This is a genomic window from Agrobacterium sp. NPDC090273 (assembly GCF_044772305.1).
Classification (GTDB): domain Bacteria; phylum Pseudomonadota; class Alphaproteobacteria; order Rhizobiales; family Rhizobiaceae; genus Agrobacterium.
The window spans coordinates 156,591-182,197 of the sequence record NZ_JBIVYN010000007.1 but is presented as its reverse complement, the minus strand read 5'-3'; the positions used below and the strand labels follow the sequence as shown (position 1 = coordinate 182,197).

The 25,607-nt window shown below is 57.5% G+C and carries 25 protein-coding genes and 1 riboswitch; of the genes, 15 read left to right on the top strand and 10 right to left on the bottom strand.

The window, feature by feature from the left end:
- Nucleotides 1-4: 4 nt before the first annotated feature.
- The 6 genes from ACIQT8_RS19225 to ACIQT8_RS19200 all read left to right on the top strand — a co-directional run bounded on the left by ACIQT8_RS19225 (nt 5) and on the right by ACIQT8_RS19200 (nt 7,651).
- Nucleotides 5-1,831 carry an ABC-F family ATP-binding cassette domain-containing protein gene (locus ACIQT8_RS19225; protein WP_400968415.1) on the top strand — a complete coding sequence of 609 codons (1,827 nt, stop codon included), beginning with the start codon at nt 5-7 and terminating at the stop codon, nt 1,829-1,831.
- A 92-nt stretch (nt 1,832-1,923) separates the two neighbouring features.
- Entirely contained in the window at nt 1,924-2,316 is a 393-nt protein-coding gene (locus ACIQT8_RS19220; RefSeq protein WP_400968412.1) for a VOC family protein, read from the top strand.
- Nucleotides 2,317-2,362: 46 nt separating this feature from the next.
- Nucleotides 2,363-2,474, top strand: a riboswitch (TPP riboswitch).
- Between the two features lie 38 nt (nt 2,475-2,512).
- Nucleotides 2,513-3,526 carry a thiamine ABC transporter substrate binding subunit gene (gene thiB, locus ACIQT8_RS19215; protein WP_400968409.1) on the top strand — a complete coding sequence of 338 codons (1,014 nt, stop codon included), beginning with the start codon at nt 2,513-2,515 and terminating at the stop codon, nt 3,524-3,526.
- A gap of 19 nt (nt 3,527-3,545) precedes the next feature.
- A complete protein-coding gene (gene thiP / locus ACIQT8_RS19210) occupies nt 3,546-5,168 on the top strand; it encodes a thiamine/thiamine pyrophosphate ABC transporter permease ThiP (protein WP_400968406.1) in 1,623 nt (540 codons plus the stop codon).
- On the top strand, nt 5,165-5,881 hold the full coding sequence (gene thiQ / locus ACIQT8_RS19205) for a thiamine ABC transporter ATP-binding protein (protein WP_400968403.1): 717 nt from the start codon (nt 5,165-5,167) through the stop codon (nt 5,879-5,881). The genes thiP and thiQ overlap by 4 nt, the downstream gene beginning before the upstream one ends.
- Nucleotides 5,882-6,124: 243 nt before the next feature.
- Entirely contained in the window at nt 6,125-7,651 is a 1,527-nt protein-coding gene (locus ACIQT8_RS19200; RefSeq protein WP_400968400.1) for a M48 family metalloprotease, read from the top strand.
- 60 nt (nt 7,652-7,711) lie between these two features.
- Here the strand turns inward: ACIQT8_RS19200 and leuC are convergent, their stop codons facing one another.
- Nucleotides 7,712-9,121: a 3-isopropylmalate dehydratase large subunit gene (gene leuC / locus ACIQT8_RS19195; RefSeq protein WP_138795240.1), complete on the bottom strand. Its 1,410-nt coding sequence runs from the start codon at nt 9,119-9,121 to the stop codon at nt 7,712-7,714.
- Between the two features lie 64 nt (nt 9,122-9,185).
- Nucleotides 9,186-9,308, bottom strand: a complete 123-nt coding sequence (locus tag ACIQT8_RS19190) for a hypothetical protein (protein ID WP_262523428.1) — start codon at nt 9,306-9,308, stop codon at nt 9,186-9,188.
- A 225-nt stretch (nt 9,309-9,533) separates the two neighbouring features.
- Here ACIQT8_RS19190 and ACIQT8_RS19185 point away from each other — a divergent pair, with 225 nt between their 5' ends.
- Nucleotides 9,534-10,814, top strand: a complete 1,281-nt coding sequence (locus ACIQT8_RS19185; protein WP_400968396.1) for an MFS transporter — start codon at nt 9,534-9,536, stop codon at nt 10,812-10,814.
- A gap of 46 nt (nt 10,815-10,860) precedes the next feature.
- On the opposite strand, the gene ACIQT8_RS19180 is transcribed toward ACIQT8_RS19185, so the two are convergent.
- From ACIQT8_RS19180 to rplS, 3 genes are all read right to left on the bottom strand, one after another.
- Entirely contained in the window at nt 10,861-11,622 is a 762-nt protein-coding gene (locus ACIQT8_RS19180; protein WP_400968729.1) for an amino acid ABC transporter permease, read from the bottom strand.
- Between the two features lie 82 nt (nt 11,623-11,704).
- Nucleotides 11,705-12,502 (bottom strand): transporter substrate-binding domain-containing protein, encoded by a 798-nt coding sequence (locus ACIQT8_RS19175; protein WP_400968393.1) that lies wholly within the window; start codon nt 12,500-12,502, stop codon nt 11,705-11,707.
- Between the two features lie 125 nt (nt 12,503-12,627).
- Nucleotides 12,628-13,167 (bottom strand): 50S ribosomal protein L19, encoded by a 540-nt coding sequence (rplS, locus tag ACIQT8_RS19170; protein ID WP_138795244.1) that lies wholly within the window; start codon nt 13,165-13,167, stop codon nt 12,628-12,630.
- Between the two features lie 266 nt (nt 13,168-13,433).
- On the opposite strand from rplS, the gene ACIQT8_RS19165 reads away from it, so the two are divergent.
- Nucleotides 13,434-14,180, top strand: a complete 747-nt coding sequence (locus ACIQT8_RS19165) for a sulfite exporter TauE/SafE family protein (protein ID WP_400968389.1) — start codon at nt 13,434-13,436, stop codon at nt 14,178-14,180.
- On the opposite strand, the gene trmD is transcribed toward ACIQT8_RS19165, so the two are convergent.
- The 5 genes from trmD to ffh form a co-directional block, all read right to left on the bottom strand.
- The gene (gene trmD / locus ACIQT8_RS19160; protein WP_400968386.1) at nt 14,162-14,866 is read right to left on the bottom strand and encodes a tRNA (guanosine(37)-N1)-methyltransferase TrmD; all 705 of its coding nucleotides are present in this window, start codon (nt 14,864-14,866) and stop codon (nt 14,162-14,164) included. The genes ACIQT8_RS19165 and trmD overlap by 19 nt on opposite strands.
- Nucleotides 14,867-14,869: 3 nt before the next feature.
- The gene (gene rimM / locus ACIQT8_RS19155; RefSeq protein ID WP_138795247.1) at nt 14,870-15,436 is read right to left on the bottom strand and encodes a ribosome maturation factor RimM; all 567 of its coding nucleotides are present in this window, start codon (nt 15,434-15,436) and stop codon (nt 14,870-14,872) included.
- Nucleotides 15,437-15,556: 120 nt separating this feature from the next.
- Nucleotides 15,557-15,934 carry a 30S ribosomal protein S16 gene (gene rpsP / locus ACIQT8_RS19150; RefSeq protein ID WP_138795248.1) on the bottom strand — a complete coding sequence of 126 codons (378 nt, stop codon included), beginning with the start codon at nt 15,932-15,934 and terminating at the stop codon, nt 15,557-15,559.
- Nucleotides 15,935-15,965: 31 nt separating this feature from the next.
- Nucleotides 15,966-16,283, bottom strand: a complete 318-nt coding sequence (locus ACIQT8_RS19145; protein ID WP_138795249.1) for a chorismate mutase — start codon at nt 16,281-16,283, stop codon at nt 15,966-15,968.
- 14 nt (nt 16,284-16,297) lie between these two features.
- Complete coding sequence (ffh, locus tag ACIQT8_RS19140) at nt 16,298-17,866, bottom strand: signal recognition particle protein (RefSeq protein WP_138795250.1); 1,569 nt, start codon at nt 17,864-17,866, stop codon at nt 16,298-16,300.
- 328 nt (nt 17,867-18,194) lie between these two features.
- On the opposite strand from ffh, the gene ACIQT8_RS19135 reads away from it, so the two are divergent.
- The 7 genes from ACIQT8_RS19135 to ACIQT8_RS19105 all read left to right on the top strand — a co-directional run bounded on the left by ACIQT8_RS19135 (nt 18,195) and on the right by ACIQT8_RS19105 (nt 25,605).
- Nucleotides 18,195-19,274, top strand: coding sequence for an MBL fold metallo-hydrolase (locus ACIQT8_RS19135; RefSeq protein ID WP_400968381.1), 1,080 nt, complete (start codon nt 18,195-18,197; stop codon nt 19,272-19,274).
- Between the two features lie 113 nt (nt 19,275-19,387).
- The gene (dapF, locus tag ACIQT8_RS19130; protein WP_400968378.1) at nt 19,388-20,290 is read left to right on the top strand and encodes a diaminopimelate epimerase; all 903 of its coding nucleotides are present in this window, start codon (nt 19,388-19,390) and stop codon (nt 20,288-20,290) included.
- Entirely contained in the window at nt 20,287-21,561 is a 1,275-nt protein-coding gene (gene mtaB, locus ACIQT8_RS19125) for a tRNA (N(6)-L-threonylcarbamoyladenosine(37)-C(2))-methylthiotransferase MtaB (RefSeq protein ID WP_400968375.1), read from the top strand. The genes dapF and mtaB overlap by 4 nt, the downstream gene beginning before the upstream one ends.
- Before the next feature lie 23 nt (nt 21,562-21,584).
- Entirely contained in the window at nt 21,585-23,048 is a 1,464-nt protein-coding gene (gene ftsY / locus ACIQT8_RS19120) for a signal recognition particle-docking protein FtsY (protein WP_400968372.1), read from the top strand.
- 2 nt (nt 23,049-23,050) lie between these two features.
- Complete coding sequence (locus tag ACIQT8_RS19115) at nt 23,051-23,701, top strand: septation protein A (RefSeq protein ID WP_138795255.1); 651 nt, start codon at nt 23,051-23,053, stop codon at nt 23,699-23,701.
- Nucleotides 23,698-24,294, top strand: a complete 597-nt coding sequence (locus ACIQT8_RS19110) for a DUF2585 domain-containing protein (protein WP_400968369.1) — start codon at nt 23,698-23,700, stop codon at nt 24,292-24,294. Before ACIQT8_RS19115 ends, ACIQT8_RS19110 begins: the two co-directional genes overlap by 4 nt.
- A gap of 123 nt (nt 24,295-24,417) precedes the next feature.
- Complete coding sequence (locus tag ACIQT8_RS19105; RefSeq protein ID WP_400968367.1) at nt 24,418-25,605, top strand: GGDEF domain-containing protein; 1,188 nt, start codon at nt 24,418-24,420, stop codon at nt 25,603-25,605.
- Nucleotides 25,606-25,607: the final 2 nt, after the last annotated feature.

The window sequence follows — 25,607 nt, the reverse complement described above, 5'->3', positions numbered from 1 at the left end:
CACCTTGGCACCCCCAATTCTTAAACTCGACGATATCAAACTCACCTTTGGCGTGACGCCGTTGCTTGACGGTGCAAACCTGCAGGTGGAGCCGGGTGATCGTATCTGCCTTGTCGGGCGCAACGGTTCGGGCAAATCGACGTTGATGAAAATTGCCGCCGGCCTGGTCGAAGCGCAATCAGGTGAGGTTTTCCGTCATCCCTCCGCCACCATCCGTTATCTGGAACAGGCACCTGATTTCGACGGCTATGATACGGTTCAGGCTTATGCCGAGTCGGGGCTCGGGCCGGGCGACGACCCTTATCGCGTCACCTACATTCTCGAACATCTCGGCCTGACGGGACAGGAGCATCCACAAAACCTTTCCGGCGGTGAAGCGCGTCGTGCGGCGCTCGCGCGTGTCATGGCGCCTCAGCCGGATATTTTGATGCTGGACGAGCCGACCAACCATCTGGACCTGCCGACGATTGAATGGCTGGAAGACGAGCTGCAGCAGACGCGAAGTGCACTGGTACTGATTTCGCACGACCGCCGTTTTCTCGAAAAGGTGTCCAATGCCACTGTCTGGCTGGATCGCGGCCAGTCTCGGCGCCTCAATCGCGGTTTTGCGCATTTCGAGGAATGGCGCGACAAGGTTCTGGAAGAAGAAGAACTCGAGCAGCACAAGCTCGGCAAGGCCATCGAGCGCGAAGAGCACTGGATGCGGTATGGCGTGACAGCACGGCGCAAGCGCAACATGCGTCGCGTCGGTGAATTGCAGGCCATGCGCGCGTCCTATCGCGGGCACAAAGGGCCGCAGGGCTCAGTCCAGGCAACGGTGACCGAAGGGCGTGAATCCGGCAAGCTGGTGATCGAAGCGGACGCCATCACCAAGTCCTATGGCGAACGCACCATCGTCGCACCCTTTTCACTGCGTGTGCATCGTGGTGACTGTATCGGCCTGGTCGGGCCGAACGGCGCAGGCAAGACGACGCTCCTCAAGATGTTGACGGGGCAGCTTGCGCCTGATGGCGGAACGGTCAAGCTCGGCACCAATCTGGAGATTGCGACGCTCGATCAGAAGCGCGAGGATTTGAACCCGGAAGACACTCTCGCCTATTATCTTACGGACGGCCGCGGTGACAACCTGATCGTCAACGGTGAGCTGAAGCATGTGACGGGCTATATGAAGGATTTCCTGTTTCAGCCGGAACAGGCCCGTACGCCGATCCGTAACCTCTCGGGTGGTGAACGCGCCCGCCTCATTCTGGCGCGCATTCTCGCGCGTCCGACCAACCTGTTGATCCTCGACGAGCCGACCAACGACCTCGATATCGAAACGCTCGATCTTCTTCAGGAAATCGTCGCCGGGTTCTCCGGGACGGTCATTCTTGTCAGCCACGATCGTGATTTTCTCGATCGTACCGTCACCTCCACCATCGCACCGGCAAATCCCGATGCGCCGGATGGCCGCTGGATCGAATATGCCGGTGGCTATTCCGATATGATGGCGCAGCGAAAAGGTGCTGCCGAGGAAAAACGGAAAGCGGAAAAGCAGGAAAAGGCAAAGAGCACATCGTCTGCCTCTTCGTCTGCGGAACCTGCAAAGGGCAAGGCAAAGCTCTCTTTCAAACAGAAGTTCGCGCTGGAAAATCTGCCGAAGGAAATGGAGAAAGCGCAGGGCGAAATCGCCAGGCGCGAAGAGCGCATGGCCGATCCCAACCTGTTCACCAAAGACCCGGCCGCCTTCAACAAGCTGGCGGAGGAAATGACCAAGCTGCGCGAAAAGCTGGAAGCCATGGAAGAAGAGTGGCTGGAGCTGGAGATGCTGCGCGAAGAGCTTGAAGGATAAAAGCGGAATTCCGGGAACGGTTTCGTCTGCTCTGACTTTGACAGGGGAAGCAAATTGGCTTTTCCTGTGAGTCCAATGGAGGAGTTCGGACCATGCGGATGATTTTCGTCAACCTGCCCGTCAAGGATATCGAGAGATCGCGAGCATTTTTTACGGCGCTCGGGTTCAGCTTCAATCCGGAATATTCTGACGATCGTACGCTCTGCATGATTGTCGAGCAGAACATCTTCGTGATGCTTTTGCAGGAAGAGCGTTTTCGGGATTTCATCAATGGCGATATTTGTGATGCGACGAGCAGTACAGAGGTGCTGACCTGCCTTTCGGCAGGGAGCCGTGAGGAGATCGACCGTACGATTACGGCGGCACTTTCCTCGGGTGGCAGCAGATGGAAGCCGGTTCAGGATCATGGCTTCATGTATGCCGGCAGCTTTCAGGACCCTGACGGCCATGTCTGGGAACTCGTGCATATGACGGAGCAGGCCTGATAACAGGCCGTCTTGCCAAGCGACAGCGGCAGGTTTACATCCTTGCTTTGATCTAACGGGGTGTCTTGTCTTCTTTCTGGAGACAAGGCTGAGAGGTTCGCCAACCCGAAGAACCTGATCCGGTTCATACCGGCGTAGGGATTAGACAGCTTTCACGCAAGCGCCTGATCCCCTTTTCGTTTTTTAGGAGGTGCGCGTGCGTCGTCGTTTCTTGCTGAACTCCATTGTTGCCGTATCTCTGCTGTTGCCGGGTGTTGCCGCGGCGCAAGAGAAAAAGACATTGACTGTCTACACCTATGAGAGTTTCGTTTCAGAATGGGGTCCAGGCCCCAAGGTGAAAGAGGCTTTCGAAAAAATCTGCAACTGCACGGTCAATTTCGTCGGGGTTGCTGATGGTGTGGCGCTGCTCAACCGCCTGAAACTGGAAGGCGCTGGCTCGAAGGCTGACGTTGTGGTCGGCCTCGACACCAATCTCGTGGCGGAAGCCAAACAGACCGGCCTGTTCGAGGCAAGCGACATTGATGTGTCCACGGCGAAAGTACCGGGCGGCTACAAGGACGATGTTTTCGTGCCATATGACTACGGCCATTTTGCCGTTATCTATGATACGCAGACCATCAAGAACCCGCCCAAAAGCCTGAAGGATCTGGTTGACGGCGATCCGTCGCAAAAGATCGCGATCCAGGACCCGCGCACCTCGACGCCGGGCCTCGGTCTGCTGCTCTGGGTCAAGTCGGTCTATGGCGACAAGGCGCCGGAGGCCTGGGCAAAACTGAAGAACCGCGTTTTGACGGTGACGCCGGGCTGGTCGGAATCCTACGGCCTCTTTACCAAGGGCGAAGTGCCGATGGTGCTCTCCTACACCACGTCGCCCGCCTATCACATGGTTTCGGAGAACACCGATCGTTATCAGGCCGCAGCGTTTTCTGAAGGGCATTATATCCAGATCGAGGTTTCAGGCCTCCTGAAAAACGCGCCGGAGAAGGAGCTTGCCAAACAGTTCCTTGCCTTCACTCTGACGCCGGGTTTTCAGGACGCCATTCCGGAAAACAACTGGATGATGCCAGTTTCCGCTACTTCGAAGCCGTTGCCGGAAGCTTTTTCCAAATTGGTGCAGCCGGAAAAGACCTTTCTGATGGACTCTGCCGAGGTGGCGAAAAATCGCAAGGCCTGGATCGATGAGTGGCTTGCGGCCATGAGCGTCAATTAAGGGAAGTTCAGGCGAACAGATGATGCTGCGTCGCGACTACAGATGGTCGATGATTGGAGGAACGGCGGCGTTTACCGCCGTTTTTCTGTTCATGGCGCTTGCCGTCGTCGCGCTGCTTTCGTTTGATGCTGGAACGTCGGCTTCGGGAATTCTGGATGCCTATACGCTGCGCATCCTCCGTTTCACGCTTTATCAGGCTACGCTGTCCACCCTTATTTCCATCATTCTGGGTCTGCCGGTGGCGCTGGCGCTGGCCCGGCAAAGACGTTTTCCCGGCCGTATCTGGATAATCAGGCTACTGGCGGTTCCGATGGGTCTGCCAGCAATTGTCGGGGCCTTCGGGATCATCGCGATCTGGGGCAGGCAAGGTGCGCTGAACACCGCGCTTTTGTCACTCGGCAAAGAGCAGCCATTCAGCATCTACGGCCTCTCTGGCATTCTCGTTGCGCATGTTTTTTTCAATCTGCCGTTGGCCGTTCGGTTGATGCTGGCGGGGCTGGAGCGCGTGCCCGCAGAATATTGGCGTATGGCGTCGAGCCTCGGTATGGGCTCGTTATCGGTGCTTCGCTTCATCGAGTGGCCTGCAGTCGTGCGCCTCGTGCCGGGCATTGCCGGGCTCATCTTCATGCTATGCGCCACCAGTTTTACGCTTGTTCTGCTTTTGGGAGGTGGACCTGCGGCAACGACACTCGAAGTGGCCATCTACCAGGCGCTGAGATTTGATTTCGATCCACAGCGCGCGATTGCCCTTTCGCTGATGCAGATCACCCTGACGGCCGTTCTTCTTGGTTTGCTTTCCCTGTTTCCCTCGCAGGACGCGGAGATTGCATCCCTGGGACGACCGATCCGTCGTTTTGACAGTTTCGGTATCGCTGCCCGGGTCTGGGACGGAGCGGCCATTGTTTTCGTGATCCTTCTGGTCGGCTTGCCGCTTGCGGCCGTCGCTGCTTCCGGGCTCAGTGCCGATCTGATCCGGCTTGTTTCGGCGCCGGTCTTTGTGCGGGCCGCGACCACCAGCTTTTTCATCGCGCTGCTGTCGGGGACACTTGCCGTGCTTTGCTGCGTTGCGTTGATTGCTGCGCGGCAGGCGATTTCTTCAAAACGAAGAGTTACGGCGCCCTTGCGGTTCGTCTCGGTACTTTATGGAGCAGGCTCTTCACTCGTCCTTCTCGTGCCGCCTGTGGTCCTCGGAAGTGGCTGGTTTTTGCTTTTGAGACCACTGGGCGATGTCAATCTGTTTGCCGCCTTGCTCGTCGCCCTGATCAACATGCTGATGGCCCTGCCGCTTGTCATGCGGGTACTGGAGCCAGCCATTGCGACGCACCGCGCCCGCACCGGGCGGCTATCGGCAAGCCTTGGCATCGCAACTTTTTCGCGTATGCGTCTGATCGACATGCCTGTCCTGTGGCGGTCTCTTGCCATGGCCATGTCATTTTCAATGGCACTGTCGCTTGGCGACCTTGGCGCGGTTGCCCTATTCGGTTCGGAGAACTTTGTGACCTTACCCTGGCTGGTTTACAGCAATATGGGCAGCTATCGGACGAATGATGCGGCGGGATACGCCTTCATTCTCGGTCTCGTTTGCCTTTTGCTTGCGGCTGGCGGTGTGCCGAGTTCCAAATCATCAAAGGGAAGCGCATGAGTACGGAAAATCTGGCGATTCGGCTGGATGAAGTGAGCTTAACACTCGGGTCGCAGAGCTTTCAGTTTGACTGCAGTTTCAACAGAGGACGGATTACGGCTGTCGTCGGTGCCTCGGGTTCCGGCAAGTCGACTTTGCTCAACCTTGTTGCCGGCTTCGAGATGCCGGACACCGGCCGGGTGCTGATCAATGAGCAGGACGTAAAGATGCTCGATCCCTCCGAACGTCCCGTTTCATTGATCTTTCAGGACAACAACCTTTTTGCGCATCTCGACATTTTCACCAATGTTGCGCTTGGCGTCAGTCCGTCTTTGAAATTGCAGGCAAAGGACAGGCAGGAAATTGACCTTGCGCTTGAGCGCGTTGGGTTGGCGGGGTTCGGAAAACGCATGCCGAACACACTGTCGGGCGGGGAGAGGCAGCGAGCGGCTTTGGCACGCGCGCTCGTGCGCGAAAAGCCTGTCATGCTTCTTGATGAACCTTTTGCCGCGCTTGATCCGGGTTTACGGTTCGGGATGGTGTCGTTGCTTGTTAAACTGCAAGCCGAAACACAACATACCGTCGTTATTGTCACGCATCATATCGAGGACGTGAAGAAGCTGGCTCAGGATGTGGTTTTTCTTGATCAGGGCAGCGTTCTCTACTCGGGTTCGGTCGATGATTTCTTTGCCACACAAAATGTGAAGGTCATTGAGGGCTTCCTGAATGGATGATCGCCTTATTTTCGACGCGGCCCGCTGGCAATCGCTTTACCACACGACTTCAATGACGCTAATTTGCACTTGCGAGACTCAAGTTGTTGTCCGAGAACACGGTAACTATTGCTTTCTTCAAAAATAGTCCGGGTGCGAAGGATCGTTTTTACCTCTGCGGCATTCATGTGCTGGTCGAGGGGAATATGATATTCTGGTCTGCAATTAACGGATGATCAGGAACGTTAGGAGCAGACTAACAGAATGAAAAATTGCGTGACTGCACAGAGGGGTTTGTTCTCCGGTTCAGGCGTTCAGCGTTTCGGCAGAGCGGCCAAAGTTTTTTCTGTGCTTGCGGCATCCTCCGTCATTCTATCTTCCTGCCAGTCTCTGTTCAGCCCGGCTTACCAATCTACGTTGCGGCCGTCCGACAATCCGCAGACCGTGGAAGAGGTGCAAAAGAATGACCCGCGTGCCCAGATGGGTGCGCGTGAGCATCCCCGCATCGTGGCGAGTTACGGTGGTGAATATCACGATGCCAAAACGGAACGGCTGGTTGCGCGCATTACCGGTGCGCTGACGGCGGTATCGGAAAATCCGCAGCAATCGTATCGCATCACAATCCTCAATTCGCCGGCGATCAATGCCTTTGCATTGCCGGGTGGCTATCTTTACGTGACGCGTGGTCTTCTGGCGCTTGCCAATGACGCGTCGGAAGTAGCGGCTGTGCTTTCGCACGAAATGGGCCATGTCACCGCCAATCACGGGATCGAGCGTCAGCGTCGTGAAGAAGCGGAGGTTATTGCCAGCAGGGTGGTTGCCGAGGTGCTGTCCAGCGACCTCGCCGGCAAGCAGGCGCTGGCACGTGGCAAGCTGCGACTTGCAGCATTTTCCCGTCAGCAGGAACTGCAGGCTGATGTTATCGGCGTGCGCATGCTGGGCGAGGCAGGGTACGATCCTTTCGCGTCGCCCCGGTTCCTTGACTCGATGGCCGCTTACGCTCGCTTCACCTCCGCTGATCCCGACAGCGACCAGAGCCTCGACTTCCTGTCCAGCCACCCGAATACGCCACAACGTATCGAATTGGCGCGGCGCCATGCCCGCGCCTTTGGCCAGGAGGGGCAGGTTGGTGATCGTGGCCGCGACTGGTTCCTCGATGGCATCGATGGGCTGCTTTATGGCGATAGCCCGCAGGAAGGTTACGTCCGTGGGCAGACATTCCTGCACGGCACGCTCGGCATCCGTTTCGATGTTCCGGAAGGCTTCGTGATCGATAACAAGGTGGAAGCCGTTCTGGCGACCGGACCTGGCGACATGGCCATCCGTTTTGATGGCGTTGCCGATCCCAAGCAGACCAGTCTTGCGAACTATCTCACGAGTGGCTGGGTGGCAGGCCTCATCCCGGAAACCGTTCGTGAAACTCAGGTCAATGGGCTCGAGGCTGCAACGGCCCGCGCGTCCGCCGACAAGTGGGATTTCGATGTGACCGTCATCCGTGTCGGCCAACAGATCTTCCGTTTTCTGACGGCCGTGCCAAAGGGCAGCCCGCAGCTTGACAGTGTTGCCAACGTTCTGCGCAGCAGTTTCCGGCGGATGACGCCACAGGAGATTGCCTCGCTGAAACCGCTGCGCGTACGGGTCATCACCGTAAAACCTGGTGAGACAGTGGCAACGATGGCGGCGCGCATGATGGGTACGGATCGCAAGCTTGACATGTTCAGGGTACTGAACGCGTTGAGCGCGACAGTCACTCTCCAGCCCGGCCAGCGGGTGAAGATCATTTCGGAATAACCAAAAAGAAAACCCCGGATCGCTCCGGGGTTTTTTGTCAGTCTGATTTGGCTTCGACGTTTATTGCCATTCACGAACATCGACGAAGTGGCCAGCGATGGCCGCCGCCGCGGCCATGGCGGGGGAAACCAGATGTGTGCGGCTCTTGTAGCCCTGACGGCCTTCGAAGTTGCGGTTCGATGTCGAGGCGCAACGTTCGCCCGGCTTCAAACGGTCATCGTTCATGGCAAGGCACATCGAGCAGCCCGGTTCGCGCCACTCGAAACCGGCATCGAGGAAGATCTTGTCCAGACCTTCCTTTTCCGCCTGCTCTTTCACCAGTCCGGAGCCGGGGACGATCATTGCGGAGACTGTCGGCGCGACCTTGCGGCCATCAACGATCTTTGCCGCAGCGCGCAGGTCCTCGATGCGACCATTGGTGCAGGAGCCGATGAAGACACGATCGACAGGAATATCCGTCATGCGGGTGCCGGGCTTCAGGCCCATATACTCCAGAGCGCGCCATTTGGAGGCACGCTTGTTCTCATCTTCAATCTTGTCGGGATCAGGAACAGTGCCCTGAACGGATGTCACGTCTTCAGGCGACGAGCCCCAGGAAACGATCGGTGGCAGGCTGGCGGCATCCAGCACGACAATCTTGTCGTAGTGCGCACCTTCATCCGACTTCAGCGTCTTCCAGTAGGCTATCGCCTGTTCCAGCGTTTCGCCCTGCGGTGCGCGCGGCTTGTCCTTGATATATTCGAACGTCGTTTCGTCCGGTGCGATGAGACCAGCGCGGGCGCCACCTTCGATCGTCATGTTGCAGACCGTCATGCGGCCTTCCATGGACAAGGAACGGATCGCCTCGCCGGCAAATTCGATCACGTGGCCGGTACCGCCGGCGGTGCCGATTTCACCAATGATCGCGAGGATGATGTCCTTTGCCGTCACGCCTTCCGGTATCTTGCCGTCGACACGCACCAGCATGTTCTTGGCTTTTTTCTGGATCAGCGTCTGGGTCGCCAGAACGTGCTCAACCTCCGAGGTGCCGATACCATGCGCCAATGCGCCAAAGGCTCCGTGGGTGGAGGTGTGGCTGTCGCCGCAGACGATCGTCATGCCAGGCAGGGTGAAGCCCTGTTCAGGGCCAACGATGTGAACGATGCCCTGGCGCTTGTCACGTTCGGAGTAATATTCAACGCCGAAATCCTTGGCGTTCTGCGCCAGCGCTTCGACCTGAATACGGCTTTCCTCGTTCTTGATGCCCTCAAGACGATCGGCGGTGGTTGGAACGTTGTGGTCGACGACAGCCAGAGTGCGGGTCGGCGAATGGACAGGGCGACCTGCCATACGCAGGCCTTCGAAGGCCTGCGGCGACGTCACTTCGTGGACGAGGTGACGGTCGATGTAGATGAGACAGGTCCCATCCGGGTCGCGGTTGACGACGTGGTCGTCCCAGATCTTGTCATACAGGGTACGCGGTGCGCTCATGGCTCTTTGCCTTGTCATTCAAAAGGTAAATTGTGGATCGATATGAGGTGGACAGCAGATGCTGTCAGGCGAGCCTAAGTCGGCTGTTGAGCGCCCCGGCGATGCGCGCGAAGAAACGGGCTGGCAGACGCTTATGGTCCTGCAGCACGTAGATATTCTGCGCGAGACATCCGAATTTCGATTCCATGGTTACCTTCATACCAGATCGCGGACGCTACGGCAATATCAGGCCGAGGGGCGAGAGTGCCGATTTTATCGCCACGAAATGCCAGTTTTTTACGCGAAATGCCTTGAAATCCCCTGTATTGCGGGGTGATTGCTGCATTGCAACTTGCTTGTTGTGCGCTGCACATATAGACGGAGCGCCTTATCATCTGCATTTCGAACGAGGAATCGAAGGGAGGGAAAGCACATGGTATCTGAAAAGTCCCTTATCTCGAAGATCACCTGGCGGCTCATGCCGTTTCTTGGCGTTCTCTATCTTATCGCTTACATCGACCGTCAGAACGTCAGCTTTGCCAAGCTGCAAATGGTGGACGATCTTGGATTGAGCGAATATGCCTATGGGCTCGGCGCTTCGCTGTTCTTCATCGGTTATTTTATTTTCGAAGTTCCGAGCAATCTGCTGCTGACGCGCTTCGGTGCAAGCCGCTGGTTCGCACGCATCATCATTTCCTGGGGTCTGGTCACGATCGCGCTTGCCTACACAAGCAGCCCGACGATGTTCTATATCCTGCGCTTCCTCTTGGGAGCGTGTGAGGCCGGCTTCTTCCCTGGTGTTCTTTATCTGCTGACTGTCTGGTTCCCGCGGGATTACCGCGCCCGTATGGTCGGATTGTTCATGATCTTCAGTGCACTTGCCAATGCGATCGGCGCGCCGCTCGGCGGCATGCTGCTCGATCTGGACGGTCTGTTTGGATATGCAGGCTGGGAATGGGTGTTCCTTGCCACTGGCGTTCCTGCGGTTATCGCCGGTATCTTTACGCTCTTCTATCTGGACGATACGCCCGACAAGGCGAAGTTCCTGACGCAGGACGAGAAGGACTGGTTGAAGAACCGTATCGCGTCTGAAAATTCCGGTATGGAAGAACACGCCGATGATGGTTTCAGGGCGTTGATCAATCCGCGCGTCTTGTTCATGTCGCTCTGCTATGTCGGTTTCCCGCTTGCCGCCTACGGGCTCAGCTACTGGCTGCCGACCATCGTCAAGAGCTTCGGCGTTTCCAACACGGCCAATGGTTTCATCAATATCATTCCGTGGATCGCTGTCGCAATCTCGCTGTATGTCATTCCGGCTGCTGCGGATCGTGCCAAGAATAAGACGCTGTATATCGTCGGTCCTGCCTTCATTGGTGCGGCCTGCCTTCTGATGTCGGCTTTGCTGACCACTCCGGTGCTGCAGTTCACGTTCCTTTGCATTGCTGCTGCAGGCATTTTCGCCGGCCAGCCGGTGTTCTGGAGCCTGCCTGGTCGCTTCCTCAAGGGAGCTGGCGCTGCTGCCGGTCTTGCGGCCATCAACTCGGTCGGCAATCTCGGCGGTTTCGTCGCACAGAACGTGGTGCCGTGGATCAAGGATCAGACTGGAAGCACCATCGCACCGATGTTCTTCCTGGCTTTCTGCCTTGCTGTTGCGGGCGTGCTGGTCATTATCGCCACGCGCACGATAGCCAGCGAAAACAGGGCAACCGCCTGACAAACGAAAATGCGCCAGCCGGGTTTCCCGGCTGTCGCACCACGTCTCAGCCTTGCTTCGAGCGCAAAGCCTTTTCAACGCGCCGCAAGATCAGTGACAAGCCGATCGTCAGGAGCAGGTAGACATAGGCGACAATCGAGTAAGTCTCGAAAAAGCGGAACGAACCTGCTGCATAGACCTTAGCCATCTGGGTAATATCGGTGACTCCCAGAACCGAAACGAGCGAACTGTCCTTGACCATGGCGACGAAGTCGTTCGAAAGCGGCGGAAAGATTGTCCTCAATGCCTGTGGCAACACAATCAGTCTGAAACGATGATAGCGATTGAGACCGAGCGCTTTCGCAGCCTCGATCTGCCCGGATGATACCGACTGAATGCCTGCCCGAAAGATTTCGGCAATGAAGGCGGCATAACAAATCGCCAGAGCAATGATTGCACGCCATGTCAGCGAGACGTCGCGCACCAACAAGGGCTCAAGCAATCCGCTCTCAGCCAGAGGTACAGTCAGCCAATTATAGAGACTGACAAGTCCCGGCGTGCCGACAAAGGCGATGTAAAAGAGCAGGACGAGAACCGGTATGCCGCGGATCACTTCGATGTAAAATCGAGCGAACTGTCGCAACACGATGTTGTCGGCCATGCTGAGTAGTGAAATGCCAAGGCCCAGAAGTGTCGCGAGGACGAAGGCGACTAGCGTCACGAAGATCGTTATACCGATACCCTTCGCGACGGTGGTGAAAACCTGGGTGTAAAGGTCATTGACTGCGATTAGGGCCGCAAGCCCGATGCCAATGGCAAGGATCGCCATCAGCCACCACGGAAAATCCTCGTCATTCTTCGTCTGTCCGGCACTCAAAACGATTTCGTCCCCATCACATCGCCGACTCAGGTCATTCGCCGAGCTTGTAATCCAGGAACCACTTCTTATCGAGAGCCGCTAAGGTGCCATCGGCCTTCAGAGCCGCAATGGCCGCATTTACGGGCGCGACAAGATCGGAGCTCTTCTTGAAGATGAAGCCGAAATCATCGCCCCCCAATGGATCGCCGATCAGCTTCAGAGCGCCTTTCGAGACTTCCACATATCCTTTGCCCGCCACGCCATCCGTGAGCACGAGATCGACATCGCCCGTCATCAAAGCCTGGACGCTGGCGCCGAAGGTTTCTACGAGCCTGATGCGGGGGTTCTGTTCATTGCCATCGAGAATATCGTAGACGGCCGTATAAAAGGGGGTGGTTCCTGCCTGTGCCCCGACCAGGCCTTTTTCAAAGGCCGCAAAGCTCTTTGCGTCGGTGAAGCGCGTTTCGGCGGAACGCACCAGCATGAACATTTCAGAGCGCATGTAGGGGTCGGAAAAATCGACCTTCGCTTTGCGTTCATCCTTGATGCTGATGCCGGTCATGCCGATGTCGTACTGCCCGTCCGACACGGCCTGGATCATCGCATCCCAGGAGATATTCCGGTATTCGAGCTTGAAGTTCAGCCGCTCGGCGATCGCCTTCATGGCATCGTATTCCCAGCCGATCGCATCGCCTGATTTCGGATCGATGAACTGCAGCGGCGGGTAGGCATTCTCGGTCACCACGACAACGGTACGCCCCTTGAGGTCGGGCAGTTCGGCCGCGCGCGCCAGAAGAGGAGCGGTGCTCAGAGCGGCGAGGGTGGCGAGGAACAGGCGTCTGGTGGTCACGAGGCATCTCCTGAAAGAGTTTTCTCGAAAATGCACGGTTGCGACGGCTGGGGCAAGTAAAGAGCGGGCAACAAAAAAGGCGGTCCAAAGACCGCCTTTTCGAAAAAATCCCGTAATGGGAAATCTTATTCTGCTGCGCCTTCAGCAGCCTTTGCTGCTTCTTCCGCTGCCTTTGCTTCTGCGGCTTCGGCTGCTGCCTTCTCGGCTGCGAGAGCCTGTGCTGCTGCAACCTTTTCAGCTTCCAGACGTGCCTTTTCGTCGGCAATAGCCTGACGCTCGGCTTCGTTCAGCTTGCGAGCGCGCGTACCGGTGTTTTCAACGATACGTGCAGACTTACCGCGACGGTCGCGCAGGTAGTAGAGCTTCGCGCGGCGAACCTTACCACGGCGTACGACTTCAACGCCTTCAACCAGCGGAGAGTAAACCGGGAATACGCGCTCAACGCCTTCGCCGTAGGAGATTTTGCGAACCGTGAAGTTCTCGTTCAGGCCGCCGCCGGAGCGGGCGATAACAACGCCTTCGTAAGCCTGTACGCGGGTACGGTTACCTTCCGTAACGCGAACGTTGACGCGAACCGTGTCGCCCGGAGAAAAGTCTGGCAGGGTGCGCTTGGCTTCGATCTTGGCAGCCTGTTCGGCTTCCAGCTGCTGAATGATGTTGGTCATGTTAACCTCTAATTTCTTCTGAAACAGCCAGAGCGCTCAACATCTCATCCTTCGGTCACAGCCTCGGGATCGTGCCTTTCGGCAGGAGCGGGTTCGCCATTCTTTGCTTGCGGTTAAGGGAGTTTTCCCATTTCCACGCGGGCACATACACGACGACGCGCCTTTTGTCATCCCTTTTGTGACAATATTTTATCTTCCGCTCGTTGATCGAGGCGGTTGTCGGGATCGAGCTTCGCCTTTATGGCATGAGAACCTTGGGAGGGGCCATGTCCATTTTTATCGTTCTTCTGCTTTTCGCGACCGGCTTTCTTTCGGGCGTCGTGAATGCCATTGCCGGTGGCGGCACATTTCTGACTTTCGGGGCAATGACACTTGCCGGTTTGCCGCCAATCGTTGCCAATGCCACGTCCGCCATTGTGCAGTTTCCCGGTTACATCACCTCTGTGATCGCCTATGGCCCGGAAATTCGCAAACACTGGCGCGAGGCAATCTTGCTCTCAGCCGTTTCCGTGGTGGGTGGACTGGCCGGCGCGTTACTTCTCCTGTCGCTTGATAACCCTTCTTTCCGCCAACTGGTGCCGTGGCTGCTGCTTGCCGCGACAGCAGTATTTGCGGCGGGGCCGTGGCTGCGTCCGAGATCGAGCGATGAGCGCTCTCCAGGCAATCTGCCGAGCCTTGTCTTCCAGGGGGTAGCATCGGTTTATGGCGGCTTCTTCGGGGCCGGTATGGGCATCATGATGCTCGCCATTCTGGGCGTCACGTCCGGCGGCAGTTATCATCATCTCAATGCGCTGAAAAATCTGCTGTCGGTGGTGATTGCCATCATCGCGATTACGATCTTCGTCAGTGGTGGCGTCGTGTCGTGGTGGGCGGCACTCATCATGTTTCCGGCAGCCGCACTTGGCGGTTATGCTGGTGTTCACGCGGCAAGGCGGGTGCCGCAATGGATCATCCGATGGCTTGTCATTGCCGTCGGGCTGGTGTTGACGGGCTATTATTTCCTGTCGGCCTGAGACGCAGGCTTGTCCAGCAGGTCCGGACGACGTTCTTTTGTCAGCGCCAGCGCTTGAGCCTGCCGCCATTTATCGATGGCGGCATGATTGCCGGAGGTCAGAACGGCAGGAATGTCGCGTCCTTCCCATATCTGCGGTCGGGTATAATGCGGATGCTCCAGCAATCCGCCTTCAAAGCTCTCATGAACGCCTGAGAGATCGTTGCCCATGACGCCCGGCAAGATCCGAACAATCGCGTCGAGAAGTGTCAAGGCCGCCGGTTCTCCGCCGGACAGAATGTAGTCGCCGATGGAAACCTCTTCCAGTTCGCGCGAATCGATCACACGCTGGTCGACACCCTCGAAGCGACCGCAAACAATGATTGCGCCCTCACCAGCGGCGAGTTCGCGAACGCGCTCCTGGGATAAGGGTTTGCCACGCGGGCTCATCAGTAGGCGCGGGCGCGTATCGCCTTCGGATACACGATCGATGGCTGCGGCCAGAACGTCCGGTTTCAGCACCATCCCGGCACCACCGCCAGCAGGTGTATCATCGACGCTGCGGTGTTTGTCCGTCGTGAACTCGCGGATCTGCACCGCTTCCAGTGACCATTGCCCTTTATCTAGGGCCTTGCCTGCCAGAGAATAGCCAAGGTGGCCCGGAAACATTTCCGGGTAGAGCGTCAGGACGGTAGCCTTGAAGGTCATGGATTATTTCTTGCCGAACGGCGAAACGCCGGTTTCGTCCTTGTCGTCGGGATTGTCGATCAGGCCTGCCGCCATGGGATCGATCAGAATTTTTCCGGCATCGAGATCGATTTCGAGAACTGCGGCTTCCGAAAAGGGGATCAGCGTCGGGCGTCGGCCGGCACCCTTCAGTTCCAGCAGATCGCCTGCACCGAAATCAAATACGGCACTGACCGCGCCATAGCTGTTTCCTTCGGCATCGACGGCTTCCAGCCCTTCGAGATCGGCGTAATAAAATTCGTCGTCATCCAACTCTTCGTCGGGCAGGTTGTCGCGATCGACAAAGAGTTCCAGCCCGTTCAGGGCTTCGGCGGCATTGCGGTCGTTGACGCCTCTGAAGCGGATGACCACGACGTTCTTGCCTTCGCGAACTTCCAGTATCTCGAAGACGCGGCCATCGGCGCTGACCAGATTGCCGTAGTCGCCCAACGCCATTGGATCGTCCGTATACGAACTCACTCGCACTTCGCCGCGCAGGCCCTGCGCGCCGCCAATCTTTGCCATGAGAACCGGGTTTTCCAGTTTTGCCATCGGGCCGTCCGTCATCTGGTGTTTATCGTCTTCGGTTTATGGCGTTTTCACAGCACAATAAACCAAAAACGGGCGGCGCGGTAAACCACGCCACCCGCTCTTCAAGCGATCGCTTGCAGATTATTCTGCAGCAGAAGCTTCTGCGGCAGCAGCAGCGGCGTCTTCAGCCTTCTGCTTCTTCTCAGCAACGCGCTCCAGAGCGCGCTTGCCCGGCTTTGCCTTTTCAGGGTTGTTGCGAGCGTCGCGCTCAGCCAGGCCAGCTTCTGCGAGGAAGCGCAGAACGCGGTCGGTCGGCTGTGCGCCCTTGGCGATCCATTCCTTGATAAGGTCAACCTTCAGCTCAACGCGCTGCGGGTTATCCTTTGCAAGCATCGGGTTCCAGGAACCAACCTTTTCGAGGAAACGGCCGTCGCGCGGCGAACGGGCGTCAGCAACGACGATCTGGTAGTACGGACGCTTCTTGGAACCGCCGCGGGCGAGACGAATTTTCAGTGCCATGTTATTTACTCCTTGAGGTGTTTTCCGCCGGTCAGGCGGTTTTTTCGTTGCCGCCATGTTCGGCGGCGATTGCTTCATGATGCCGGATGACTTCGGTGATGATGAAGTTCAGGAACTTCTCGGCGAAATCCGGGTCCAGATTGGCGTCCTTTGCCAGACGGCGAAGGCGATCGATCTGGTATTCCTCGCGCGCCGGGTCTGCCGGCGGCAAATTGTATTTTGCCTTCAATACGCCCACTGCCTTGGTGCAGCGGAAACGTTCGGCAAGAATGTGAACCAGTGCGGCGTCGATGTTGTCGATCGACTGGCGGTATTCTGAAAGCTGGGCCTTCACTTCGGTCGTGGTCATGATGTCCCCCTGCCTTACTTCTTCTTCGGAAAGCCGGGCAGGCCCGGAAGTCCACCAAGACCGGGCAGTTTGCTGCCCAAGCCGGGAAGTCCGCCGGGCAAGCCCTGTCCAAGACCTGGCGGCATGGCGCCAGGCTTACCGAGGCCTGCAGCTTCTGCCTGTTTCTGCAGCGCTTCCAACTGCTTGGGATCGATGTTCGACAGGTCGGGCATACCGCCCATTCCACCAAGACCCATCTTGCCCGCAAGGCCACCCATCATCTGTTTCATGATGCCGCCCTTGCCCTTGCCGCCCATGGCTTTCATCATGTCGGCCATGCCGCGATGCATCTTGAGCAGCTTGTTGATCTCGGCAGCGTCGGTGCCGGAACCGGCGGCGATGCGCTTCTTGCGGCTATGCTTGAGAATATCCGGGTTGGCGCGCTCTGCCTTGGTCATAGAAGAGATGATGGCGATCTGGCGGTCGAACATCTTGTCATTCAGACCGGCGGAGGCCATCTTGTCCTTCATGCCGGCCATGCCGGGCATCAGACCCATGATGCCGCCCATGCCGCCCATCTTCTTCATCTGGCGAAGCTGGTCGGCGAGGTCGTTCAGGTCGAACTTGCCCTTGGCCATTTTTTCGGCCATGGCCCGCGCCTTCTCGGCGTCGATATTTTCCGCAGCCTTTTCGACCAGCGAAACGATGTCGCCCATGCCGAGAATACGGTCGGCGATACGGCGCGGATGGAACTCGTCGAGTTCGCCCATGCGCTCGCCGGTACCAATCAGCTTGATTGGCTTGCCGGTAACGGCGCGCATCGACAGAGCCGCGCCGCCGCGACCGTCGCCATCCATACGGGTCAGAACAAGACCGGTGATACCGACACGCTCATCGAAATTGCGCGCGAGGTTGACGGCGTCCTGACCTGTCAGGCTGTCGGCTACCAGCAGAATTTCGTGCGGGTTGGACTTTTTCTTGATCTCGGCCATTTCCATCATCAACGGTTCGTCGATGTGGGTGCGGCCTGCGGTGTCGAGGATCACGACGTCATGGCCACCAAGCTTCGCGGCCTGTACTGCGCGCGAGGCGATGTCGGTCGGAGACTGGCCGGCGATGATCGGCAGCGTATCGACGCCAGTCTGGACGCCAAGCTGTCTGAGTTGTTCCTGTGCGGCGGGGCGGCGCGTGTCGAGAGATGCCATCAGCACCTTCTTCTTCTCGCGATCCGTCAGGCGCTTGGCAATCTTGCCGGTGGTTGTGGTTTTACCGGAGCCCTGAAGGCCCACCATCATGATGACGACGGGGGCTGCGGCATGAAGGTCGATGGAGACGCCTTCTGTGCCCAGCATTTCGACAAGCTCGTCATGAACGATCTTGACGACCATCTGGCCAGGTTTGATGGATTTCAGGACGGCTGCGCCGACCGCTTTTTCACGCACCTTGTCGGTAAAGGAACGAACGACTTCAAGCGCCACGTCTGCTTCAAGAAGCGCACGGCGAACCTCGCGCAGAGCTGCGGAAACATCGGCTTCCGTCAGTGCGCCACGGCCGGTCAGTCCATTCAAAATGGAGCCAAGGCGGTCCTGGAGGCTTTCAAACATCGTCTTTTCCTTCTTCGTTCCGGGGTTTCCGAAACGTCGGTGCTTTTGCTGTCAAAAACAAGACGCAAAGCCAAAAAGCACCCGAGGGCGCATCGCGCTGTCGGGTGTTGACCTCCGGGATCTCTTTATACCTTTTCGGGTCCCGGTCGGTGGCTTGGAGTCTTGAAACTGCCAGCTAATCGGGCCGGATAAACAGTAAAGCCGGGCGAAAGTCAAGGCGTGCAGGCATTTTAGCTGACATGCGCCCGCAGTGACGACTTCGTGAGGGCGCATTTATGCGGCGCAATGTGCCTTGAACGCGGCCATGAGGCTTCTTATAGCTTTTGTTATGAAACGTCGAAACTTCTTCCGCCTTGCTGCAATCGGCACGCTTGCTCTGGCAGGCGGCGGGCTTTTTGCAAGCCGTTCCAATGCTGGCGCCTATTATTCCGGTCCGGCGTCCGACCATTTCGATGGTGTGCGTTTCTTCAATCCCGGCGGTGCGCCGCCAGGCGGTTTTCTCGATCTGATGAAATGGCGGTTCAACGGCCAGAAATCCACCTGGCCGGAAGACTATCCGAGCCCTTTTCCCCTGGCAAAACCCAGCGAACGGGTCGTGGGCAAGGATTTACGCATTACCTTCGTCGGCCACGCTTCCTTTCTCATTCAGACGGCGGGGCTGAACATTCTCGCCGATCCTGTCTGGTCGGAACGCACCAGCCCTTTCAGTTTTGCTGGGCCAAAACGCGTCAATGCTCCCGGTATCCGTTTCGAGGACTTGCCGCCGATCGATGTGGTGCTGATAACGCACAATCACTACGACCACATGGATCTTGAAACGCTTCATCGACTGCATGTGAACCACAAGCCTCTGTTTGTCGCACCGCTTGGAAACGATGCGATCATCCGTACGCGCGTCGAGGCTGCACGGATTTCGACGGGGGACTGGGGCGATATTGTTGCTGTCGGTCCGGATGTGAAAATCCACTTCGAGCCCTGCCATCACTGGTCAGCGCGCGGGCTGAACGATCGGCGTATGGCGCTCTGGGCGGCCTTCGTCATCGAAACGCCGGGTGGCAAGATCTATCACATTGGCGATACCGGCTTTCATAATGGTCTCAACTATCATGCCATGGCCAAGAAGCACGGCGGCTTCCGTCTCGCCAACCTGCCTTTCGGAGCATATGAACCGCGCTGGTTCATGAAAGGCCAGCACCAGAACCCTGCAGAGGCAGTCGAGGGCATGAAGATTTGCGGCGCTGCCTATGCCTGCGGTCATCATTGGGGAACGGTTCAGCTCACTGATGAAGCCATCGATGCACCGGTCATTGCACTCAAGGCGGCACTGAGCGAACATGGGGTTGCAGACGGTCGTTTCCGGCCTATGCGTCCCGGCGAAGTGTTCGATGTGCCAGTCACCTCGTCCTAGGCGTTTCGGCGCGCCCGGTCTGGTAATTTACTGCCTTTTCCGCCATATAGGGCGAAAGTACCGGATCGATCCGGTGCGCGTTTCCATTTTTAGCGGTTTTCAGGTTCAGAACGATGGCGGATACGGTCGAATTTGCAAAGATGAACGGGCTTGGCAACAAGATCCTGGTTGTCGACATGCGCGGCCGCAAGGATATGGTCAGTGCTGAGGCTGCGGTTGCGCTCAATACCGATCCGGCGACGCAGTTCGACCAGATCATGGCCATTCACGACCCGCGCACAAGTGGAACGGACGCCTATATTGATATTCTAAACTGCGATGGGACCAAGGCGCAGGCCTGCGGCAACGGAACGCGCTGTGTGGTGCAGGCGCTGGCCTCGGAAACAGGGAAGAAGGTTTTCACCTTCCAGACGGTCGCGGGTATCCTCAATGCCGTGGAACATGAAGACGGGATGATCTCCGTCGACATGGGGCTTCCGCGTTTCCGCTGGCAGGATATTCCGCTTTCGGAAGAGTTCCACGACACAAGCCGCATCGAATTGCAGATCGGACCGATCGATAACCCGATCCTGCATTCGCCTGCCGTGATGTCGATGGGCAATCCGCATGCCGTGTTCTGGGTGGATCGTGATCCGATGAGTTTCGATCTCGAGCGCATCGGGCCGCTTCTCGAAAACCACCCGATGTTTCCTGAGAAGGCCAATATCACACTGGCGCAGGTCACATCCGATAGCGCCCTGCGCACGCGGACCTGGGAGCGTGGGGCAGGGCTTACACTTGCCTGCGGTTCGGCTGCGTGTGCTGCGGCGGTGTCGGCCGCCCGAACAGGTCGTACCGGAAAGTCGGTGACCATCGATGTCGCTTCCAGCCCGATCCGCGTGCCGCTGACGATCGAATGGCGCGAAGATAATCATGTCATCATGACAGGTCCCGCTGAATGGGAATGGTCGGGGTCGGTTGATCCTGCCACGGGTACATGGCAGCGCGATGCCGCTGCCGAGCAGGGGGCGATATGAGCGGCGTCGAGGTCATAACCTTCGGCTGCCGTCTCAATACCTATGAATCGGAAGTGATGCGGGCGGAGGCGGAAAAGGCCGGGCTCAACAACGCTGTTCTCGTCAATACCTGTGCTGTCACAGGCGAAGCCGTACGGCAGGCCCGTCAGGCGATCCGTCGTGCGCGACGCGACAACCCGCATGCACGCATCATCGTTACAGGCTGTGCCGCGCAGACCGAAAAACAGACTTTTGCCGACATGCCGGAAGTCGATGCCGTGCTTGGCAACGAAGAGAAGCTGAAAAGCGCCTCTTACCGCTCCCTTCCCGATTTTGGCGTTTCGGCCGAAGAGAAGCTACGCGTCAATGATATCATGAGCATCAAGGCGACAGCGCCGCAGATGGTCAAGCATATTGACGGGCATGTCCGCGCCTTCATTCAGGTGCAGAATGGCTGCGATCATCGCTGCACCTTCTGCATCATTCCCTATGGCCGCGGTAACTCCCGATCCGTACCGATGGGCGCGGTGGTGGAGCAGGCCCGCAAGCTGACGGAAGGCGGTTATCGCGAAATCGTTCTGACAGGGGTAGATGCAACCAGTTACGGCGCTGATCTGCCGGGTGAGCCGTCGCTCGGATATCTGGCAAAAACACTTTTGAAACAGGTGCCGGAAATCCTGCGCCTGCGGCTTTCCTCCATCGACAGCATCGAAGCCGACAAACATCTGATGGACCTGATTGCCGACGACCCGCGCTTCATGCCGCACCTGCATCTTTCGCTACAGCATGGCGACGACATGATCCTGAAGCGTATGAAACGTCGCCATTTGCGCGACGATGCAATCCGTTTCTGTCGCGACGTGCGGGCGCTCCGGCCAGACATTGCCTTCGGGGCCGACATGATTGCCGGTTTTCCGACCGAAACCGAAGAAATGGCGGAAAACGCTGCAACGCTCGCGGAAGAGTGCGGGATTTCCAGTCTGCATGTTTTCCCCTACAGCCCGCGTCCCGGAACGCCGGCGGCGCGTATGCCGCAGCTTGATCGCGGCCTGATCAAGGAGCGGGCTGCCCGACTGCGCGAACGCGGTGAGGCGTTGAAGCATGCCCATCTCGAGACTATGGTCGGTTCTGTGCAGACGATCCTCGTGGAGAATAACGGTTTTGCCCACACCGACAATTTCACGCTCGTCGAAGCACCTGCACTGATGCCGCGCACGCTTGCGCAGGTTGCGATTACGGGCCACAACGGCAAACATCTCAGCATGGAGCTTCTGGCTGCGAATGCGGCCTGACGCTCACAAGACACGGAACACTCATGGCCCTCGGCTTCATCAAGAAAGTCTTTTCATTCGGTAAGGATAAGGCCGAGACAGGCGAGAAGCCGCTCGACGATTCTGCGCCCGCCAAAGATGACGCGCTTTCATCCTTTGAAGAGGTCCTGCATGAAGCCGAAGCGACCGCTCCGCTCGCGGATGATCCTGTCCTTGCCGTCGAGGTGGAGACAGCCGGTGGCCCTTCACCTGATGACGTCGCTGTCGATTTGAACGAAGACGAGGCGGCTTCCGAGGAGGAGGACGCGCCTATTCTGCCCGGTAGCGAACAGGTTGGTGAGATTGGCATGGTGCCGCTTTCGCTGCTTGAGGCCGAGGCTGCGGCAGAAGAGGAAGCCCTCCAGCCCGAGCCGCTTCCCGAGGTTGTTCAGCCTGTCGAGGTTGTTGAAAGCGCCGATCTGGCGCCAGAGACCAATATCGATGACACGCCTGAAGTCGAGGAGACCTCTCTGCCGGCCGTTGCGCCATCCCTGCCAAAGGGTTTTTCGTCGGCCAGCGAGCGTGTCGAACCCGTGGACATTGCTCCGGCGGCCAAGCTGACCTGGTTTCAACGTCTGCGCGCCGGGCTTGCCCGCACCTCTTCACAGCTGACAAGCCAGATTTCGGCACTCTTCACCAAGCGCAAGCTGGATGAGGACACGCTTGATGAGCTTGAGGATCTGCTCATCCAGTCTGACCTCGGCGTCGAGACAGCCATGCGCATTACTGGTGCCCTGTCTTCGGAGCGTTACGGCAAGGATGTCAGTGGCGAAGACGTGGCGCGTATCATGGCCGGCGAGATTACCAGGGTTCTTGCCCCTGTCGCCAAACCGCTCGAGCTTGATCTTTCTCACAAGCCGCATGTCATTCTGGTCGTGGGTGTCAACGGCACCGGTAAAACGACGACCATCGGCAAGCTGGCTGCCAAGCTTTCCGGCTCCGGCCTCAAGGTCATGCTGGCGGCGGGCGATACGTTCAGAGCCGCTGCCATCGAACAATTGAAGATCTGGGCAGACCGCACGGGTTCGGAGTTCATCGGTACCAAGCTCGGTGCTGATGCCGCCGGTCTCGCTTACGACGCATATGAGCAGGCGCTGGCGAAAAAGAGCGACGTGCTGATTATCGACACAGCCGGGCGTCTGCAGAACAAGGCCGAACTGATGGCGGAGCTTGAGAAGATCGTGCGCGTGCTTGGCAAGCTCGATCCGGATGCGCCGCACACCGTTCTTCAGACGCTTGATGCGACCACCGGTCAGAATGCCATGAACCAGGTGGAAATTTTCCGCAACGTCGCGGGCGTTTCGGGCCTGATTATGACAAAATTGGATGGCACGGCCCGAGGCGGTATCCTCGTTGCCATTGCTGCAAAACACAAGCTGCCGGTCTACTTCATCGGCGTGGGCGAAGGCGTGGACGATCTGGAGCCGTTCGAGGCGGAGGATTTCGCCAAGGCCATCGCGGGAGTTTGAGTATGGATATCGAAAGCAATTCCAAGGAAAGCGAAAAGATGGTGGCGGAGATCAGCCCGCTGCTGAAATTTGTGCTCGAGCTTGGCCCGCTGCTTGTTTTCTTCTTTGCCAATTCGCGTGGTGAATGGCTTGCGACGCATTTCCCGGTCCTGACGGAATTCGGCGGCCCGATCTTCATCGCTACCGGCCTGTTCATGATTGCCACGGCGCTGGCGTTGAGCATCTCCTGGTTGCTGACTCGCAAGCTGCCGATCATGCCGCTGATTTCCGGTATCGTGGTGCTGGTGTTTGGCGCCCTGACGCTCTGGCTGCAGAACGATACCTTCATCAAGATGAAGCCGACCATCGTCAATGCGCTGTTCGGCGTTATCCTTTTGGGCGGGCTGTTCTTCGGACAGTCGCTTCTGGGTTACGTCTTCAACTCGGCATTCAAGTTGACGGATGAAGGCTGGCGCAAGCTGACCCTGCGCTGGGGCGTGTTCTTCCTGTTCCTGGCGGTACTGAACGAGGTCGTGTGGCGTATGTTCACCACCGACACCTGGATCGCGTTCAAGGTGTGGGGTACCATGCCGATCACGATCATCTTCACCATGGCACAGATGCCGCTCGTCATGCGTCACTCGCTTGAGCCGCTGAACAAGGACGACAAATGACAGTTGCGGAGATGCCGGCTTCCCGCTCGAGCGCGCTGAAGTGGTTTGGTGTTGCTGCCGGGCTTCTTCTTTTGCAGATCGTCATTCTCTATTTCATGGGCCGCATTCCGATCTGTGAGTGCGGTTACATCAAGCTGTTCGAGCCAGGTGTGAATACGCCGGGAAATTCGCAACATCTTGCCGATTGGTACACTCCCTCGCACATCATTCATGGCTTCCTGTTTTACTGGTTCGCCTGGCTGCTGTTTCGCAAGAAGCCGCTCATCATGCGGCTTTCGCTCGCGGTTCTGGTTGAGGCGGCGTGGGAAATTCTCGAAAACTCGCCTATTATCATTGATCGTTATCGTACTGCGACCATGGCGCTTGGTTACACCGGTGACAGCATTTTGAACTCTGCCATGGACACGATCTTCATGGCGCTCGGCTTTCTGTTCGCGGCCCGTGTTCCGGTCTGGCTGACCGTCATCATTGCCATTTTCTTCGAAATATTCACTGGCTGGCTGATCCGCGATAACCTGACACTCAATGTCGTCATGCTTGTCTGGCCGGTTGAGGCTATCAAGGAATGGCAGAGCGCGCTCCCGCAAATGTGAATGGTATGATCCCGCCTTGAGCCATAATGGGCCGGATCTTCCCGCATGGGGCAGGTTTTCTTAACTGGCAACTGATAGCGTCCTTGGTTTCAAACCCAAGATTCTGGTTTCGGGCAGAAGACGTTGCAAGATAATTTCGCCTACCTGCTTCCTTTCATCATGCTGACATTCGGCGTGATATTTCTGTTCCTGCAGAGGATCGGTCATGCCTCGTCGTTGTACTGGGGTATCGGCTATCTTTCTGCTTGCGCCGGTTTTGCGACACCTTTGGTGCTGGGTGCCTTGCCGTTCGAAGTGCAAGCCATTCTTTCCAACCTTCTGTTTTTCTCCGCCTTCTTCTTTTACGGCCATGCTTTGCTGGTGCATTTCCAGCGGCCAACCTACACGAAAGCCCGGCTGTCGATCGTCTTCCTGGCTTTCGTGCTCGTTTCCTTCCATGTCTTTGTCACACCCGATCTGAAACGCGAACTGGTGATTGGCGATACTGTCGTCGCCATATTGCTGGCCTGGCCTGTCTGGATGGTGCGAAAGCGCCCTCAGGTATTGGCTGACAAGGTCTTGATGGCGGCTGTGTCGCTGGTTGTGCTTGAAACCATTTTCAGGATCATTGTGCTGATCGTGATGACCCCGCACGGGACCATGGTCGAACTGGGGGAATTCTTCGAGTCCGACTATGCCTTCTACATGCAGGTCGCTGCGAGTATCTTCGGCTTTCTGATGGCGCTTGCCGTCCTTGCAAGCCAGATATCTGTCATCGTGGACAGGCATCTGCATGCCGCGGAACATGATCCGTTAACGGATGTGCTGAACCGCCGTGGTTTCGAACGTCGCATTCCGGATTTCCGGGAAGGAGCGCCTGTTGGTGCGGTAATCGCCTGTGACATCGATCATTTCAAGCAGATCAACGACCGCTTTGGACATGCCGCCGGCGATATCGTTCTGATCGGTCTCTCCGACTTGCTGAAGCGTACGATTTCGGAAAATGGCCTGGTTGCACGTTTTGGAGGAGAGGAGTTTATCGCCTTCCTGCCGGATTGCGCTGCTGAAACGGCGGGCACCTTTGCCGAAGCTGCGCGTTCTGAACTTGCCGGAATTGACTGGAGTAGCCGGGGGATTTCAACCCGGATCACGGCAAGCTTCGGGGTGTCGGCTGTTGCGCGTGGTGACCACTCCATTCACGATGCCATCAAGCGTGCTGACGACAGCCTCTATGCTGCCAAGAGAGGCGGGCGTGATCAGGTGGTGCTCGAAGGTGAGCATCCGCCCGCAGCGGCACCGCAGACAATCCGGATCATCTCCAAGAATCAATAGGC

Excerpts from the sequence above, each read along its gene's own strand:
- ACIQT8_RS19110 (WP_400968369.1), top strand. The coding sequence starts at position 23,698 with ATGACAGTTGCGGAGATGCCGGCTTCCCGCTCGAGCGCGCTGAAGTGG.
- ACIQT8_RS19185 (WP_400968396.1), top strand. The coding sequence starts at position 9,534 with ATGGTATCTGAAAAGTCCCTTATCTCGAAGATCACCTGGCGGCTCATG.
- ffh (WP_138795250.1), bottom strand. The coding sequence starts at position 17,866 with ATGTTTGAAAGCCTCCAGGACCGCCTTGGCTCCATTTTGAATGGACTG.
- ACIQT8_RS19180 (WP_400968729.1), bottom strand. The coding sequence starts at position 11,622 with ATGGCGATCCTTGCCATTGGCATCGGGCTTGCGGCCCTAATCGCAGTC.
- ftsY (WP_400968372.1), top strand. The coding sequence starts at position 21,585 with ATGGCCCTCGGCTTCATCAAGAAAGTCTTTTCATTCGGTAAGGATAAG.
- rimM (WP_138795247.1), bottom strand. The coding sequence starts at position 15,436 with ATGGCAAAACTGGAAAACCCGGTTCTCATGGCAAAGATTGGCGGCGCG.
- mtaB (WP_400968375.1), top strand. The coding sequence starts at position 20,287 with ATGAGCGGCGTCGAGGTCATAACCTTCGGCTGCCGTCTCAATACCTAT.
- ACIQT8_RS19165 (WP_400968389.1), top strand. The coding sequence starts at position 13,434 with ATGTCCATTTTTATCGTTCTTCTGCTTTTCGCGACCGGCTTTCTTTCG.
- ACIQT8_RS19220 (WP_400968412.1), top strand. The coding sequence starts at position 1,924 with ATGCGGATGATTTTCGTCAACCTGCCCGTCAAGGATATCGAGAGATCG.
- dapF (WP_400968378.1), top strand. The coding sequence starts at position 19,388 with ATGGCGGATACGGTCGAATTTGCAAAGATGAACGGGCTTGGCAACAAG.
- ACIQT8_RS19115 (WP_138795255.1), top strand. The coding sequence starts at position 23,051 with ATGGATATCGAAAGCAATTCCAAGGAAAGCGAAAAGATGGTGGCGGAG.
- rplS (WP_138795244.1), bottom strand. The coding sequence starts at position 13,167 with ATGACCAACATCATTCAGCAGCTGGAAGCCGAACAGGCTGCCAAGATC.
- ACIQT8_RS19145 (WP_138795249.1), bottom strand. The coding sequence starts at position 16,283 with ATGACCACGACCGAAGTGAAGGCCCAGCTTTCAGAATACCGCCAGTCG.
- leuC (WP_138795240.1), bottom strand. The coding sequence starts at position 9,121 with ATGAGCGCACCGCGTACCCTGTATGACAAGATCTGGGACGACCACGTC.
- trmD (WP_400968386.1), bottom strand. The coding sequence starts at position 14,866 with ATGACCTTCAAGGCTACCGTCCTGACGCTCTACCCGGAAATGTTTCCG.
- thiP (WP_400968406.1), top strand. The coding sequence starts at position 3,546 with ATGATGCTGCGTCGCGACTACAGATGGTCGATGATTGGAGGAACGGCG.
- ACIQT8_RS19190 (WP_262523428.1), bottom strand. The coding sequence starts at position 9,308 with ATGGAATCGAAATTCGGATGTCTCGCGCAGAATATCTACGTGCTGCAG.
- ACIQT8_RS19200 (WP_400968400.1), top strand. The coding sequence starts at position 6,125 with ATGAAAAATTGCGTGACTGCACAGAGGGGTTTGTTCTCCGGTTCAGGC.
- rpsP (WP_138795248.1), bottom strand. The coding sequence starts at position 15,934 with ATGGCACTGAAAATTCGTCTCGCCCGCGGCGGTTCCAAGAAGCGTCCG.
- thiQ (WP_400968403.1), top strand. The coding sequence starts at position 5,165 with ATGAGTACGGAAAATCTGGCGATTCGGCTGGATGAAGTGAGCTTAACA.
- ACIQT8_RS19135 (WP_400968381.1), top strand. The coding sequence starts at position 18,195 with ATGAAACGTCGAAACTTCTTCCGCCTTGCTGCAATCGGCACGCTTGCT.